This window comes from Haloferax marisrubri (genome assembly GCF_001469875.2).
GTDB lineage: Archaea > Halobacteriota > Halobacteria > Halobacteriales > Haloferacaceae > Haloferax > Haloferax marisrubri.
The window spans coordinates 136,996-151,158 of sequence record NZ_LOPW02000010.1 but is presented as its reverse complement, the minus strand read 5'-3'; the positions used below and the strand labels follow the sequence as shown (position 1 = coordinate 151,158).

The following is a 14,163-nucleotide window of genomic DNA, read 5'->3' as shown; positions in this document are numbered from 1 at the left end:
GGCGAGTCAGAAGTACCGGTCGAGTCCCGACTGTCTGCGGACCGCGCCGGGCGGGTCGGCGACCCAGCCCGTCCGCGACTCGCGGAGGCCGTCGCGGTCCAGTTCGGGCGGGTCGGCCGCCTCGAACGCCGAGCAGTCGGCACCGCACTCGGAGCCGGGGTCGACCACGCGGTCGAAGTGGGCGCAGACGGGGCGGCCGTCGGCGTCGGCGCGGGCGTGGGCACAGCCCGGCAGGTCGTAGGCGCGCCACCCCTTGCCGTAGGCGCGTTCGGCGAGTCGGAGGCGCGCAGTTCGCTTTTCCGCGGGCGAGACGAGCGCCACGTCGGTGTGGAGCGAGTGGTACTCGACGGGTTCGACGCCGGTAGAGTGCGGCGAGAGCGGGCGGGCCTCGCGGACCACCTCCCGGTCGCCGGTATCGGGGTCGAAGCGCCAGACGCCGACTTCCTCGGGGATTCGGTTGAGGTGCGCGCCGGTGACGTAGCTCTCAGTCGTGAGAATCACTTCGTCGAAGACCGCGAGGCTCACGTCGAGCCGAAGCTGTCGGAGCAGGTCGCCGGGAGTGCCGAGGTCGGGCTTGTTCTCGATGCCGACGAGCCGGGCGAACCAGTCGTCCGGATAGCGGGCGGCGCGGCGGACGTACTCCCTGCTTCGGCGGCGCTCGGACTCGAAGAAGCCGACCTCGACGGCGCGGTCGGTGGCGCGCCGGGCGCGCCCCGGGTGGCAGTCGAAGCCGTCGCGCCAGAAGACGGCGCTTCCGGCACCCACGTCGCTCTCGATGGCCGCCGCGGGAATCGCGCGGTCGGTGATGCGGGCGCGCTCGTCGAATCCCGGCCCCGGGACGACGGCGCACACGTCGATGATGCGGCTCCCCGGCGAGGCGACCGACGCGCCGAGTTGGCGCGCGGGGAGCCAGTCGGTCGTCTGTTCGAGGTGGGCGCAGAGCGCCAGTTCGAAGGCGAACTCCGACGGCGACGACACCGGAGCGGGCACGTGAGACGGTCGGAGGCGGAACGGCAAAAAGGTCGCTCCCGACGCCGCCGACGAGTCGTGTCGGTGTTCTCGCATTTGATTTTCGGGGAGGTACATATTTGAAACAGAGCGGGGCAGTACTGACCGATGAAGGGGGAAAACAACGAAACCCACAGTATCAGACGGAGAACGTACCTCGGTATCGCGGCCAGCGCGGGCCTCGCGAGTCTCGCCGGCTGTAGCTCCGGGACGACCGCGAGCGCCGCGCGGGCACCGCCGAAGGTACCGGAGGGGGCGCTCAAATCAGGCGGCTGGGAGTACATCGGGGGACACTCGCTGGACCCGGCGTTCGAGCGGTCGGTCGGCCCGGCGAGCGTCTCCGCGGCGTTCGAGACGCTCGTCTACGAGGACATGGACCTCGCGGAGACCCTGAAGGAGAAGACGCTCGGGCAGGCCGAGGGGCAGTTCTCCCTGTTCTTCGCGACGCGCGTGACGCTCAACCCGAGCCTGTCGAACCTCCCGGAGACGGTCCGCGGGACGGTCGTCGACTTGGTCGAGAAGCACGCGCAGAAGCACTACGAGGGGCAGTTGGAAGACGTGGACGTCACGGACATCGAACAGACGGACACGCGGACGACGACGGTCGATACCGGAGACTCGGCGCGCGTGACCGAGTACGGGGCCACCATCGCCTTCGACGAGATTACGTTCCCGTTCACCGACGAAAAGGAGTTCACCATCGAGAGCCAGGAGTTCGACGTGAGCGGGATGCTCGCCGTCTGGGAGCACGACGGGACGATTCTCGTCGCCGGCGGCGCACACCCCGGCGAGAACATCGAACTCAGCGTGACCAAGGAGCCGACCGAGGCCATCGAGGTCTCGGTCGACATCGACCTCGGCCTCACGCCCGACGCCTACCGCGAGGAACTCCGTTCGCTCGTCAAGGGCGTCGAATAGCCGGCGAAGCCCGGAGCCGACAGCCGTTCGAGGGGTTACTCGAATCGGTTCGTGAACCGTCGTGCTGGGGGGCACGACGACCCATTTTTCGGAGCGTCACCGGGACCGGGAGACGCCGCTGAATCGCCGCGCGCGGTGTGTGACCGCCCGACGCAGCCACAGCGTCGCCGCTCCGAGAACAGCACCTTTATCAGTCGTTCGGAGCCAAGTTCACGCAAGATTACTCTCAGGAGGTCAATGGTGACGAAAAACCCACAACAACCGGAGGTGAACATCGGACTCGTCGGTCACGTCGACCACGGAAAGACGACGCTCGTCCAAGCGTTGTCCGGCTCGTGGACGGACCAGCACTCGGAGGAGATGAAGCGCGGTATCTCCATCCGACTCGGGTACGCCGACGCGACGTTCCGTCAGATTCCCGGCGTTGACGCGCCGGAGTGTTACACGGTCGAAGAGGAGACCGAAGACGGCGAGGAGACGGACGTACGCCGCACCGTCTCGTTCGTCGACGCGCCCGGCCACGAGACGCTCATGGCGACCATGCTCTCTGGTGCCGCCATCATGGACGGCGCCATCCTGCTCGTGAGCGCGACCGAGGACGTGCCGCAGGCCCAGACGGCCGAGCACCTGATGGCGCTCGATATCATCGGCATCGAGAACATCGTCATCGCGCAGAACAAGGTCGACCTCGTCGACCGCGAGCGCGCCCTCGACAACTACGAACAGATCAAGGAGTTCGTGGAGGGAACGGTGGCCGAAGACGCGCCCATCGTCCCCATCAGCGCCCAGCAGGAGGTCAATCTCGACCTCCTCATCGAGGCCATCGAGGAGGAGATTCCGACGCCCGACCGCGACGAGACCGAAGACAGCCGGATGTTCGTCGCGCGCAGTTTCGACATCAACCGCCCGGGGACGACCTGGGACGGTCTCATGGGCGGCGTCATCGGCGGCAGCGTCGTCGCCGGCAAGCTCGAAGAGGGCGACGAACTCGAACTCCGCCCCGGCCGCGAGGTCGACGAGGAGGGCCAGACCGAATGGCGCTCCATCACGACCGAGGTCCGCTCGCTGCAGGCGGGCGGCAACATGGTCGATGAGGTCCGCCCCGGCGGTCTCTGCGGCGTCGGGACCGGTCTCGACCCGAGCTTCACGAAGGGCGACGCGCTCGCGGGACAGGTCGCCGGCGAGCCCGGCACGCTCCCGCCGACGCGCGAGCAGTTCACCATGGACGTGGAACTGCTCGACCGCGTCGTCGGCGGCGAGGAAGACGAGGGTATCGACGAGATATCCACCGGCGAGCCCCTGATGCTCACCGTCGGCACCGCGACCACGGTCGGCGCGGTGACGAGCGCGCGAAGCGGCGAGGCGGAAGTCTCGCTCAAGCGCCCCGTCTGCGCCGCCGAAGGCGCGAAGATAGCCATCAACCGCCGCGTGGGCGCCCGCTGGCGGCTCATCGGTATCGGGACGCTCAAGTGACGTGACCGCCACCGTAGTCGTCATGGACACGAACGCGCTCATGATGCCGGTCGAACTCAACGTCCGCGTGTTCGACGAACTCGACCGGCTGCTCGCGGCCGACGCCGACCTCGTGGTCCCCACTGCCGTCCTCGACGAGCTGGAGAAGCTCTCGGCGGGCAGCGGGACCGAAGGCGTCGCGGCGAGCGTGGGCGCGGACCTGGCGACCCGGTGCCGGGCGGTCGAAACCGAAGAATCGTACGCCGACGACGCGGTCGTCGAACTCGCCGAATCGGGCGAGGCCGACTACGTCGTCACGAACGACAAGCCCCTCCGTGACCGGGTGCTCGACTGCGGGATTCCCGTCGTCGGCATCCGGGGGCACGCCACGCTGGCAATCACGGAACCTTAACGAAACTATGTACAAACGGGTACGACTCAAAGATACAGTCGAAGTCCCACCCCGACACCTGGGCGACGTGACGCCCGAGCGGGTCAAGCGACTGTTGCAGGACAAGTTGGAAGGACGGATGGACGAAGACGTGGGGAGCGTCGTGAGCGTCGTGAACGTCAACGACATCGGCGAGGGCACCGTGCTGCCCAACCGCCCCGGCGTCTACTACGAGGCCGATTTCGACGCCATCACCTACGACCCCGACATGCAGGAGGTCGTCGACGGCATCGTAGTCGAAGTCGTCGAGTTCGGTGCCTTCGTCGGCATCGGCCCGGTCGACGGGCTGCTGCACGTCTCGCAGATATCCGACGAATACCTCGCCTACGACGGCGAGAACCAACAGCTCGCGTCGACCGAGTCCAACCAGACGCTCGCCGTCGACGACGAGGTTCGCGCTCGCATCGTCACGAAGAGCATCGACGAGCGCAACCCGCGCGACTCGAAGATCGGCCTCACGGCCAAACAGCCGGGGCTCGGCAAGCACGGCTGGCTCGAATCGAAGCGCCAGCAGAGCGAGGCCTCGGCGGAGGGTAACTGATGGCGAAGCCCCGTCTCGCCTGCCGCGAGTGCCACTTCGTCAACGAGCCGGACAAACAGACGTGTGAGAACTGCGGGTCGAGCAGTCTCACCGAGGACTGGGCGGGTTACGTCGTTATCACCCACCCCGAAGACAGCGAAATCGCCACCGAGATGAACGTCACCGAACCCGGTGGCTACGCGCTGAAGGTCCGCTGAGAATGCTCACCCTGCCGACGGCGCTTCGCGCGGCGTTCAAAGAGCCGTTCGGCCCGGTGTACACCGAGGCCGACGACCTCCTCGCAGACGCATCCAGCGAGGACGTGGACGCGCCGCTCGTCGCCGTCGGCGACGTCGTCACCTTCCATCTCCGCCGCGCCGGTCGCCCGCCGGACGTGGCCGTCATCGACGGCAAGACGAAGCGCGAGGCCGTCGGCGAGGAGATTCGCCGCGCGGTCGAGACCGGCCGCCTCGTCGAGGTCGAAAACGAACCGGGAACCCTTTCGGTCGACCTCGTGGAGGCGCTCGTGGCCGCGCTCGACGCCGACGAGCCGACGACGCTCCTCGTCGAGGGCGAAGAGGACCTCGCCACGCTCCCGGCGGTGCTCGCCGCGCCCGTCGGTTCGACCGTCGTCTACGGCCAACCCGACGAGGGAATGGTCCGCGTCACCGTCACCGACGCGACCAAGACCGAGATGCGGGACCTCCTCGCGCGGTTCGACGGCGACTTCGACGCCGTGGTCGCGCCCATCGACGCCTGAGACGCGGGCGCGCTCGTCCCTTCGAAATCCTTTTACTTGCTTCGGGGGGAATTACTGGTAACTGAACCATGGATATCGAAATCATCTCCGAGGAGGAGAACCCCATGTTGCACCGGACGGACGTTCGATTCGAGATCGTCCACGAGGAAGCGACGCCCTCTCGTCTGTCGGTCCGCGACTCGCTCGCGGCCAAACTGAACAAGGACTCCGACGAGGTCGTCGTCCACGAACTCGACACGAAGTTCGGCATGCGCAAGACCGCGGGCTACGCGAAGGTCTACGAGAGCCCCGAATTCGCGCGTGACGTCGAGCAGGACCACATGCTCGAGCGCAACAAGATCACCGACGCCGAAGTCGAAGCCGAAGAGGCGTAGTCCCGGCTTCGAACCGCCGTTTCTTCACACTCGATGCGCATTCTCGGAATCGAAGGTACAGCGTGGGCCGCGAGCGCCGCGGTTTTCGAGACCGACGACCCCGACGCGCTCCGCTCCGGAACCGAGCGGACGCCCGACCCCTCGGCCGACCACGTCTTCATCGAATCTGACCCCTACCAGCCCGACAGCGGCGGCATCCACCCGCGCGAGGCCGCAGAACACATGGGGACCGCCGTCCCCGAGGTCGTCGAGACCGCGCTCGCGCACGCCGCGGAGCGACACGACGGCGACGGCCCCGTCGTGGACGGCGTCGCCTTCTCTCGCGGGCCCGGACTCGGCCCGTGTCTCCGCATCGTCGGCACCGCGGCCCGCTCGGTCGCCCAGACGCTCGACGTGCCGTTGCTGGGCGTCAACCACATGGTCGCGCACCTCGAAATCGGCCGCTACCAGTCCGGTTTCGACTCGCCGGTCTGTCTGAACGCCTCGGGCGCGAACGCCCACCTGCTGGGCTACCACAACGGTCGCTACCGCGTCCTCGGCGAGACGATGGACACCGGCGTCGGCAACGCCATCGACAAGTTCACCCGCCACGTCGGCTGGACCCACCCCGGCGGCCCGAAAGTCGAGGCGGCCGCCGAGGACGGCGACTACGTCGAACTGCCGTACGTCGTCAAGGGGATGGACTTCTCGTTTTCCGGCATCATGAGCGCCGCGAAGGACGAGGCGGACGCGGACACGCCCGTCCCCGACATCTGCGCCGGCCTGCAGGAGACCATCTTCGCCATGCTCACCGAGGTGGCCGAACGCGCCCTGTCGCTGACGGGGACGGACGAACTCGTCCTCGGCGGCGGCGTGGGTCAGAACGCCCGCCTGCGAGAGATGCTCGCGGAGATGTGCGACCAGCGCGGCGCGAAGTTCCACGCGCCCGAACCGCGCTTCCTCCGCGACAACGCCGGCATGATAGCGGTGCTCGGCGCGCGGATGCTCGCCGCGGGCGACACGCTCGCGGTCGAGGAATCGACCGTGGACCCGAACTTCCGCCCCGACCAGGTCGACGTGACGTGGCGCGGCGCGGACGAGTCGGTCGCGCGCGCCTACACCGACGACGGCGCGATTCGCGGGGCCGAGGCGACCGTCGACATCGGTCCGGACGAGGTCGTCAAGCGGCGCGTGCCGAAGACGTACCGCCACCCGGAACTGGACGACAGACTCCGCCGCGAGCGAACCAAAGCCGAGTCGCGGCTGACGAGCGACGCCCGGCGCGCCGGCGTTCGGACGCCCGTCATTCGGGACATAGACCCCGTCGAGGGCGTCATCACGTTCCAGCGGGTCGGCGACGCGGACCTCGCGGAGCGACTGGACCCCGAGTCCGTCCGCGTCGTCGGTGAGTACCTCGCGCGCCTCCACGGGGCCGGTATCGTCCATGGCGACCCGACCACGCGGAACGTCCGGGTCGGAACGGGGCCGGACGGCGAACCGCGCGTGTATCTCATCGACTTCGGCCTCGGCTTCCACACGGGTCACGTCGAGGACCACGCGATGGACCTCCACGTGTTCGCCCAGAGCGTCGAGGGGACCGCGGACGACGCCGACCCCCTCATCGACGCGCTCGAAGCGGGCTACGAAGCCGTCGGCTCCGAGGAGGTCATCGCCCGGTTGCGAGAGGTCGAATCGCGCGGCCGGTACCGATAGGTCGCCGCGGCCGAATTCGTCGGAAGGCCAAAACGATTTATCCCGAGCCGGCGTATTCGTCTCACATGGCAGACAAACCGCAGCGCGGAACGCTTTTCGGCATCCCGTACAACTTCGAGCGCCCGAGCGCCGGCCGACTGCTCTCGTCGTACTGGCAGCCCGGCAAGGGCATGCTGGTCGAAAAGCCGTTCGGCATCGGCTACACGCTGAACCTCGCGAGCTGGCGGTCGTGGGTCGTCCTCCTCGTCGCCGGCGGCCTCCTCTGGAACGAGCGCCAGAAGGCAGAAGAAAAGGAAGAGGCGGCCGAGGCCGACGACGGCCCCGTCGAAGTCATCGTCGACTGAGGCGAAGCGACCGACACCGACGACTTTTCCACGTCCGCCCGCAGAGGGGCGGGCATGCTCCGATACGTCACCACGAACGCGGGGAAGGTCCGCGAGGCGCTTTCGTACCTCGACGACGACGTGACCCAACTCGACTTCGACTACACCGAGGTGCAGGCGTCCGAACTCGGCCCCATCGCGGCCCACGGCGCGCGCGAGGCCTACCGCTACGCCGACGAACCGGTGCTCGTGGACGACGCCGGGCTCTTCATCGACGGCTTCGAGGGCTTCCCCGGCCCGTACTCCTCGTACGTCGAAGACACCCTCGGCGTCGAGGCGGTCCACCGACTAGCCGCGGCCGAGCTCGACGAACCCCGGCGGGCCTCGTTCCGTTGCGTCCTCGCGTACTGTGACGGCGAGCCCTTCGAGGCGAGTCCGGACCCGATAGACCGCGACGACCGGACCGTCGCGGCCGCCCGCGGCGCGGAACAGGACGCGGAGGAGACCGAGGCGCTGCCGGTGAAGCTCTTTACCGGGAGCGTCAACGGCCGCATCGTCCCGCCGCGCGGCGAGGGCGGCTTCGGCTACGACCCCATCTTCGAACACGACGGCGCGACGTTCGCGGAGATGAGCGCCGAGGAGAAAAACGGCATCTCCCACCGCGGGCGGGCGTTGGCGAAGTTCGCGACGTGGTTTGCTGAGCGAACGGAGTGAGCGAAGCGAACGTCGTCGGACGAACCGAGTGAACGGAAGCCGCCACGACCACCGCCACCGGCCGCTACGTTTACCCCGCCGGGGCGACCCCGAGACGCATGGACCCGAGCGACTTCTTCGAGGGCGGGACGGTGACCGTTTCGGCGGCGACCTACGCGGTCGTCAAGGCCGAGCGGGGCGACCCGGACGCCTTCGCGACGATTCGAGACGAGAACGAGACGACCGTCGTCGTCGAGGAGGGGCGCGTCGACGAGGCGACCGCCGTCGAAGTCGAGCGAGGCTGGAAGCGGCTCACCTTCGAGATGGTCCTGCCGTTCGAACTCGTCGGCTTTCTGGCGCGGGTCGCGGGCGCGCTCGCCGAGGAGGACATCTCGGTGTTCGCGCTGTCGGCGTACTCGACCGACCACGTGCTCGTCCGGGAGGACGACGTGGCGGCGGCCGCGACGAAACTCGAATCGCTCGGCTGTACCGTCGAGCGCGCCGGGACCACCGCCGACGGGAACTAACGTCGAAACTGGTTCGCGAGCAAACAGGTTGATACGTTCGGCGGTAGCAGACTAGCCGTGATGTTCCCCGACTGCGACGAGTACCCTCCACTTGTCACCGGCCCCTCCAGCGGTACCGACCGCCCGCGCGCCGCCCGATTGACAGCCGACCCCGGCCCCGTCACTCCCCACAATCGCGGGGGTTCACACTCAGGGACCGCGGGCGCGTACGGAGACGCATGAACCGAGCGAACGTCGTCGCCGCCGGCGCGGCGAGCGGCTACGGAATCGCCGTCTTCGCCGCCATCGCGGTGTTCTTCGGCGACGCCTCGCAGGGACTCGGTGTGGCCCTCGGCTTTGGTCTCGTGACCGTCCTCGCCATCTTCGCGGTGACTCGCGTGCTCAGCGACTGACCCGCCGGGTGGTCGGCGGTTCGGGCGGCGACTACGCCCGCGGGTCGCGGTCCGGCCCGGGGTACGACCCGCCTTCGACTTCGACGTAGAGACTCTCCGGCGCGAACAGCGACGCGAACGCCTTCGGGTGTCGGACGCTGACCGGGAAGCGGCCGCCGAGCGCCGCGCCCGCCTGCGCCGAGCTGAGCCGGTCGTCGAACGTGAGGAGGTGCATCGCGCCACCGCGGTAGGCCGACGCCAGCGCGGGGTTGTCGCCGTCCGGGTGGGAGACGAGTTCGGCCCACGAGTCGATTTTCTCGCGCCAGTCGGCCGCGAGGTCGGCGTCCGCGAGCGAGGAGACGACCGCCTCGGCGTCGTCGAGAAGCGGGTCGCTGGCGACGAGCGTCGTCCACGAGTGCCGGCGGAGGTGGTCGAGCGCCGCCCTGGACGGGCCATCGACGAGAAGGTCGGCCGCGAGCACGTCGGCGTCGGCGACGACCCGCGCGGGCGAGGGCTCCGTCTCAGGCATCGTCGCCTCGGCGGGCGCGAAGCGCCTCGGTGATGTCGGCTTCGGTCGTCTCGTAGGCGGCGGCGCGGTCGAAAAGCGACTCCCAACTCATGTCCGTCACCACGGGACGGGTCGAAAAGAATCCGACGCAACCGGTTTCGGACTCGAATAGTTTCGATTTGTCGTTATTGAAATGTTTTGTGGTTACGTTACGTGGGAAACAGTTAATCCGCGTTCGCCGAACCACAATGCATGGCGATAGAGCGACGGCGCTTCTTACAGGCTGCCGGTGTCGGTGCGATTCTCGGACTGAGCGGATGCACGGGGGACGCGAATCCCCCGCAGGCGAACAACGAGACCGCGGGGGGCTCCGAGGGGAGCCAAAGCGCGAGCGGCGCGACCCAGGAACTGACGCTGGCGACGACGACGAGCACGTACGACACGGGACTGCTCGACGCCCTGAACCCGGTGTTCGAGGAGAAGTTCAACGCTCGGGTGAAAACCATCTCACAGGGGACCGGCGCGGCAATCGAGACGGCGCGAAACGGCGACGCGGACGTGATTCTCGTCCACGCTCGCGGCGCGGAAGACGAGTTCCTGCAGGAAGGGTACGGCGTCAACCGCCGCGACGTGATGTTCAACGACTTCGTCGTCGTCGGGCCGGCGGACGACCCCGCGGGCATCTCGGGGATGGAGAGCGCGGCCGACGCGTTCGCGACCATCGCGGACGCCGAGGCGACGTTCGTCTCCCGCGGCGACGACTCGGGGACGAACAAGAAGGAACTGCTCATCTGGGAGGCCGCCGACGTCGAGCCGTCGGGGACGTGGTACCGCGAAATCGGTAAGGGCATGGGCGACACGCTCGTGCAGGCCGACCAGTCGGGCGCGTACACGCTCGCCGACCGCGGGACGTTCCTCGCGACGCAGGACAACATCGACCTCGAAATCCAGGTGCAGGGCCCGCTCAAGGGCGGCCCGACCATCCTGAAGAACCCCTACGGCGTCATCCCGGTCAACCCCGCGATGTACCCCGACGTGAACTACTCGCTGGCGATGGCCTACGCCGGCTTCCTCACGAGCCCCGAGGGACAGGAGATAATCAGCAACTACACGGCGAACGGGTCGCAGTTGTTCTTCCCCAACGCGCTCTCGGAGGACCCGCAGTTCGGCCAGTACGTCCCCGAGAACTACGACGGCGGGGAGAACGCCTCGTCGTCGGCGTCGGTCTCCGACGCGCAGTTCGAGTCGTGGGTGGCACAGCACGTCCCCCAGGACTTTTAGTCCGACCGGACCCCACCACCGCCCGTGTTCGCCCTCGGCGACCTGAACCTCACCTACCTCGTCAGCATCACGGCCGTCTCGCTGTACGTGAGTACCGCGGCGGTCGCGCTGAGCGCCGCGCTCGGCCTGCCAATCTCGCTGGCGGTCGGGTTCCGCGACTTCTACGGGAAGTCGGTCGTCACCTCCGTCATCTCGACGGGGATGGGCTTTCCGAGCGTCGTCGTGGGGCTCGTCGTCCTCTTGGCGCTGTCTCGCTCGGGGCCGCTCGGGACGTTCGAACTGCTGTTCACCCCCGAGGCGATGATTCTCTCGCAGACCATCCTCGCGCTCCCCGTCCTCGTGAGCGTCTCGCTTTCGGCGGTCCAGTCGGTCCCGCAGGACCTCAGAGACGCCGCGTTCGCCGCCGGCGGCACCTCGACCGACGTCGCCCTGTTGGTCGTCCGCGAGGCGCGCTACGGCATCGTCACGGCGCTCTTGGCCGCCTACGGCCGCGCCATCAGCGAGGTCGGCTCCGTGCTCATCGTCGGCGGCAACATCGTCTTCTCGGACAGCACGTCGTTCACCCGGACGCTCACGACGGCCATCACCGTCGAGGCGCGGAAGGGGAACATCGAGACGGGCATCGCCCTCGGCGCCATCCTGCTCGCGCTCGTCCTCGGCGTGAACGCCCTCGGCGCGCGCTTCCGCGACCGGACCCCCGGACGGAACGGGAGGGGACGATGACGACCGAGAGACCGGGAGCCGATGAACCCGATTCCGGAGAACCCGACGAGACCACCGCACCCGACCCGGCGTCGAACGGTGCGCGGCGGAGCAAGACCCGACTCGCGGCCCGCGGCCTCGGCCACGGCTTCGGCGACGGCACGGTGCTGGAAGACATCTCGCTCGCCGTCGAACCGGGCGAGATTCTCGCCGTCGTCGGCCCCTCGGGGACGGGGAAGACGACGCTCTTCCGACTGCTCGCCATGTTCGAGCGTCCCGACGAGGGGACGGTCGAGGTCGGCGGCGACGACGTGTGGGGCCTCCCCGAGGCCCGCCGGCTGGCGGTCAGACGCCGGGTCGGGATGGCGTTCCAGACGCGGAGCCTGTTTTCGACGACGGTCGAGGAGAACGTCTCCTACGGGCTCCGAGTCCGCCGGTCGTGGTCGGCTCGCGTCCGCGACGCGGTCGAAGGGCTGTTCGGCCGCGAAGAGCCGTCTGAGACGGTCGAGGACGCGCTTCGGACCGTCGGGATGTTCGACAAGGTCGGCCGCGACGCCGGCTCGCTGTCGGCGGGCGAGGCCCAGCGCGTCGCCATCGCTCGGGCGCTCGCGCCCGACCCCGACGTGTTGCTGCTGGACGAGCCGACTTCGAACCTCGACCCGCGGAACACCGCCGCCATCGAGTCGGCGATGCGGGCGGCGCGGGACCGCGGCATCGCCGTCGCGCTCGCCACCCACGACATGCAGCAGGCCCGGCGGGTGTCAGACCGGACGGCCGTCATCCTCGGCGGGACGTGCATCGAATCGGGGCCGACCGACGAGGTGTTCGAGTCACCGGACGACGACCGAGTCCGCCAGTTCGTCGAGGGGAAACTCGTCTACTGAGCGCGGGGAACCGGGGTGGTTTTACCGGCGGTATAACAGCAGATATTGCGCATAGATGGCGTGTGACCCCCGTCTGACGCAGATTTAAGGTTCCCCATACGTACCCGATGATAGGGCGCGCACTCGGCCTCAGTTCCCATCCTCCCACCGGCGCGCCCGGCACGAAAACCACCACCACCATCGTCGTTCTGGTTCCCCCGGTACGACAACGCGGCGCCGCCACCACGGCGCTGTTTTCCGAGGCAGACTACAACCGCAGAGAGCCGTCTCGACGGCGACAGGCGTCGACACAAGTGACACCGCACAAGTGACACCGGCACGAGCGGCAGCGCGAAGAGAAGAGCGTCGGTTCGGGGTCGGGAGTCAGCCGAGCAGTTTCGACCGGACTCGCTCCAGCGCGTTGCGCTCCGTGAGGAGCGCGAGCTGGTCGCCGGGCTCGACGACCGTCCCCGGAAGCGGAATCGTCATGGGCTCGCGCTCCCGGCCGTGGGCGTAGACGCGGCCGTCCGCGCCGAGGTCGATGTTGGCGACGTGTTCGCCGACGACGGGAGCGTCGTCGGGGACGGTTACCGTCGTCAGTCGAAGTTGGTCGGTCAGGTCGCCGATGGCGTTGAAGTCGCCGCCGAGGAGGGCCGTCTTCGCGCCGGCCGCGCCGAGGCGTTCGGGGTAGATAATCTCGTCCACGTCGTCGGCGTAGCGCTCGTAAATCTCCTGGCGGTAGTCCTCGCTGATTCGCATGACCGTCCGGCAGTCGTACTCCTTGCCGAGCATGCAGGCCGCGAAGTTGATGTTCGGGTCGCCGGTGAGTCCGCCGACCGCGTCGGCGCGCTCGATTCCGGCCTCCTGGAGGACGCTCTCGGTCCCGCCGTCCCCGAGGACGGCCTCGAACCCCTCGTCGCGGGCGCGGTCGACTTTCTTGTCGCTGTTGTCGACGACCGTCACGTCGTGGCCCTCTTCGCGGAGCACTCGGGCGGTGCGTGAACCCACGCGACCGTACCCAACGATAACGAAATTCATGGTAGTAGTATGCACACCGGGTGGCTAAAAGATGGCCCCCGTCAGGGTCGGGTCCGTTCGAGACGCTCGATGACCGAGTCGATGGTGTCCGCGAGCGGCGGCGTCCCGAAGAGGGCGACGAGCACCGCGCCGACGGTGTCGAAGACGAGGTCGACGATGGTGTCGGCGAGTCCGTACTGGACGAGGATGGCCTCCGAACCGACGGCTTCGGCGGCGAGGCGCGCACCGAACTCTAACACCTCCCAGAACACGCCGGCCGCGAGCGTGAAAAGCAGGATGTAGACGAACATGAAGCGGTCGGGGAGGTAGACGGCTTCCGTGTACTCGTCGACGGCCCGCGCGGTGACGTAGCCGACCGCCGCGACCACGGACGCCGAGAGCGTGTGGGTGACGTGGTCCCACCAGTCGATGTAGTGGTACGGGCCGAGCATGCCGATAGCGTGGAGCAACACCGCCAGCGCCAACCAGAGACCGAGAAGCGGGTGGAGCCGAATCTGCCAGTCGCGGCGGAGCACCGCGGGGAGGAACGTCGCGCCCAGCGCGAGCACCGCGTTGACGACGACGCTCAGGTTCCGCGTGTAGAGACCGATGAGGAAGATACACAAGATGACGACCTGAATCGCCCGTCCCGCGACCCGCTCGATTCGACGGGGTATCATTGCGGTGTGCTACGGCCTGAACG

19 protein-coding genes are annotated in these 14,163 nt (G+C 68.3%); 15 read left to right on the top strand and 4 right to left on the bottom strand.

What is annotated here, in order from left to right:
* Positions 1 to 6: 6 nt before the first annotated feature.
* Positions 7 to 990: a DUF5787 family protein gene (locus AUR65_RS07965; protein WP_199180577.1), complete on the bottom strand. Its 984-nt coding sequence runs from the start codon at positions 988 to 990 to the stop codon at positions 7 to 9.
* Between the two features lie 126 nt (positions 991 to 1,116).
* Here AUR65_RS07965 and AUR65_RS07960 point away from each other — a divergent pair, with 126 nt between their 5' ends.
* The 12 genes from AUR65_RS07960 (at position 1,117) to AUR65_RS19920 (ending at position 9,110) form a co-directional block, all read left to right on the top strand.
* Positions 1,117 to 1,926: a DUF6517 family protein gene (locus AUR65_RS07960; protein WP_058566322.1), complete on the top strand. Its 810-nt coding sequence runs from the start codon at positions 1,117 to 1,119 to the stop codon at positions 1,924 to 1,926.
* A gap of 237 nt (positions 1,927 to 2,163) precedes the next feature.
* Entirely contained in the window at positions 2,164 to 3,399 is a 1,236-nt protein-coding gene (locus tag AUR65_RS07955; protein ID WP_058566321.1) for a translation initiation factor IF-2 subunit gamma, read from the top strand.
* A 22-nt stretch (positions 3,400 to 3,421) separates the two neighbouring features.
* Entirely contained in the window at positions 3,422 to 3,790 is a 369-nt protein-coding gene (locus tag AUR65_RS07950) for a twitching motility protein PilT (RefSeq protein WP_058566368.1), read from the top strand.
* 7 nt (positions 3,791 to 3,797) lie between these two features.
* Entirely contained in the window at positions 3,798 to 4,370 is a 573-nt protein-coding gene (locus AUR65_RS07945; RefSeq protein ID WP_004041780.1) for a DNA-directed RNA polymerase, read from the top strand.
* A complete protein-coding gene (spt4, locus tag AUR65_RS07940; RefSeq protein ID WP_004967450.1) occupies positions 4,370 to 4,567 on the top strand; it encodes a transcription elongation factor subunit Spt4 in 198 nt (65 codons plus the stop codon). Before AUR65_RS07945 ends, spt4 begins: the two co-directional genes overlap by 1 nt.
* 2 nt (positions 4,568 to 4,569) lie before the next feature.
* Positions 4,570 to 5,109 carry a GTP-dependent dephospho-CoA kinase family protein gene (locus tag AUR65_RS07935; RefSeq protein WP_058566320.1) on the top strand — a complete coding sequence of 180 codons (540 nt, stop codon included), beginning with the start codon at positions 4,570 to 4,572 and terminating at the stop codon, positions 5,107 to 5,109.
* 68 nt (positions 5,110 to 5,177) lie between these two features.
* Positions 5,178 to 5,483, top strand: coding sequence for a 30S ribosomal protein S24e (locus AUR65_RS07930; protein ID WP_004041777.1), 306 nt, complete (start codon positions 5,178 to 5,180; stop codon positions 5,481 to 5,483).
* Between the two features lie 33 nt (positions 5,484 to 5,516).
* Positions 5,517 to 7,175, top strand: coding sequence for a bifunctional N(6)-L-threonylcarbamoyladenine synthase/serine/threonine protein kinase (locus tag AUR65_RS07925; protein ID WP_058566319.1), 1,659 nt, complete (start codon positions 5,517 to 5,519; stop codon positions 7,173 to 7,175).
* A 65-nt stretch (positions 7,176 to 7,240) separates the two neighbouring features.
* Positions 7,241 to 7,519 (top strand): DUF5808 domain-containing protein, encoded by a 279-nt coding sequence (locus AUR65_RS07920; protein ID WP_058566318.1) that lies wholly within the window; start codon positions 7,241 to 7,243, stop codon positions 7,517 to 7,519.
* A gap of 54 nt (positions 7,520 to 7,573) precedes the next feature.
* Positions 7,574 to 8,212: a non-canonical purine NTP pyrophosphatase gene (locus tag AUR65_RS07915; protein WP_058566317.1), complete on the top strand. Its 639-nt coding sequence runs from the start codon at positions 7,574 to 7,576 to the stop codon at positions 8,210 to 8,212.
* A gap of 98 nt (positions 8,213 to 8,310) precedes the next feature.
* Positions 8,311 to 8,718 (top strand): ACT domain-containing protein, encoded by a 408-nt coding sequence (locus AUR65_RS07910; protein WP_058566316.1) that lies wholly within the window; start codon positions 8,311 to 8,313, stop codon positions 8,716 to 8,718.
* A gap of 218 nt (positions 8,719 to 8,936) precedes the next feature.
* Positions 8,937 to 9,110, top strand: coding sequence for a hypothetical protein (locus AUR65_RS19920; RefSeq protein ID WP_199180576.1), 174 nt, complete (start codon positions 8,937 to 8,939; stop codon positions 9,108 to 9,110).
* Between the two features lie 31 nt (positions 9,111 to 9,141).
* On the opposite strand, the gene AUR65_RS07905 is transcribed toward AUR65_RS19920, so the two are convergent.
* Entirely contained in the window at positions 9,142 to 9,618 is a 477-nt protein-coding gene (locus tag AUR65_RS07905; protein ID WP_058566315.1) for a PIN domain-containing protein, read from the bottom strand.
* A 231-nt stretch (positions 9,619 to 9,849) separates the two neighbouring features.
* Here AUR65_RS07905 and AUR65_RS07900 point away from each other — a divergent pair, with 231 nt between their 5' ends.
* From AUR65_RS07900 to AUR65_RS07890, 3 genes are read left to right on the top strand one after another with little or no spacing between them, the layout of a single operon-like run.
* Positions 9,850 to 10,878, top strand: coding sequence for a substrate-binding domain-containing protein (locus AUR65_RS07900; RefSeq protein ID WP_058566314.1), 1,029 nt, complete (start codon positions 9,850 to 9,852; stop codon positions 10,876 to 10,878).
* Between the two features lie 24 nt (positions 10,879 to 10,902).
* Positions 10,903 to 11,601 (top strand): ABC transporter permease, encoded by a 699-nt coding sequence (locus tag AUR65_RS07895; RefSeq protein WP_008574837.1) that lies wholly within the window; start codon positions 10,903 to 10,905, stop codon positions 11,599 to 11,601.
* Positions 11,598 to 12,464 (top strand): ABC transporter ATP-binding protein, encoded by an 867-nt coding sequence (locus AUR65_RS07890; protein WP_058566313.1) that lies wholly within the window; start codon positions 11,598 to 11,600, stop codon positions 12,462 to 12,464. The genes AUR65_RS07895 and AUR65_RS07890 overlap by 4 nt, the downstream gene beginning before the upstream one ends.
* 363 nt (positions 12,465 to 12,827) lie before the next feature.
* Here AUR65_RS07890 and AUR65_RS07885 read toward each other — a convergent pair whose 3' ends face one another.
* On the bottom strand, positions 12,828 to 13,481 hold the full coding sequence (locus AUR65_RS07885; protein ID WP_058566312.1) for a potassium channel family protein: 654 nt from the start codon (positions 13,479 to 13,481) through the stop codon (positions 12,828 to 12,830).
* A 41-nt stretch (positions 13,482 to 13,522) separates the two neighbouring features.
* Positions 13,523 to 14,140, bottom strand: coding sequence for a hypothetical protein (locus AUR65_RS07880; RefSeq protein WP_058566311.1), 618 nt, complete (start codon positions 14,138 to 14,140; stop codon positions 13,523 to 13,525).
* Between the last annotated feature and the right edge of the window lie 23 nt (positions 14,141 to 14,163).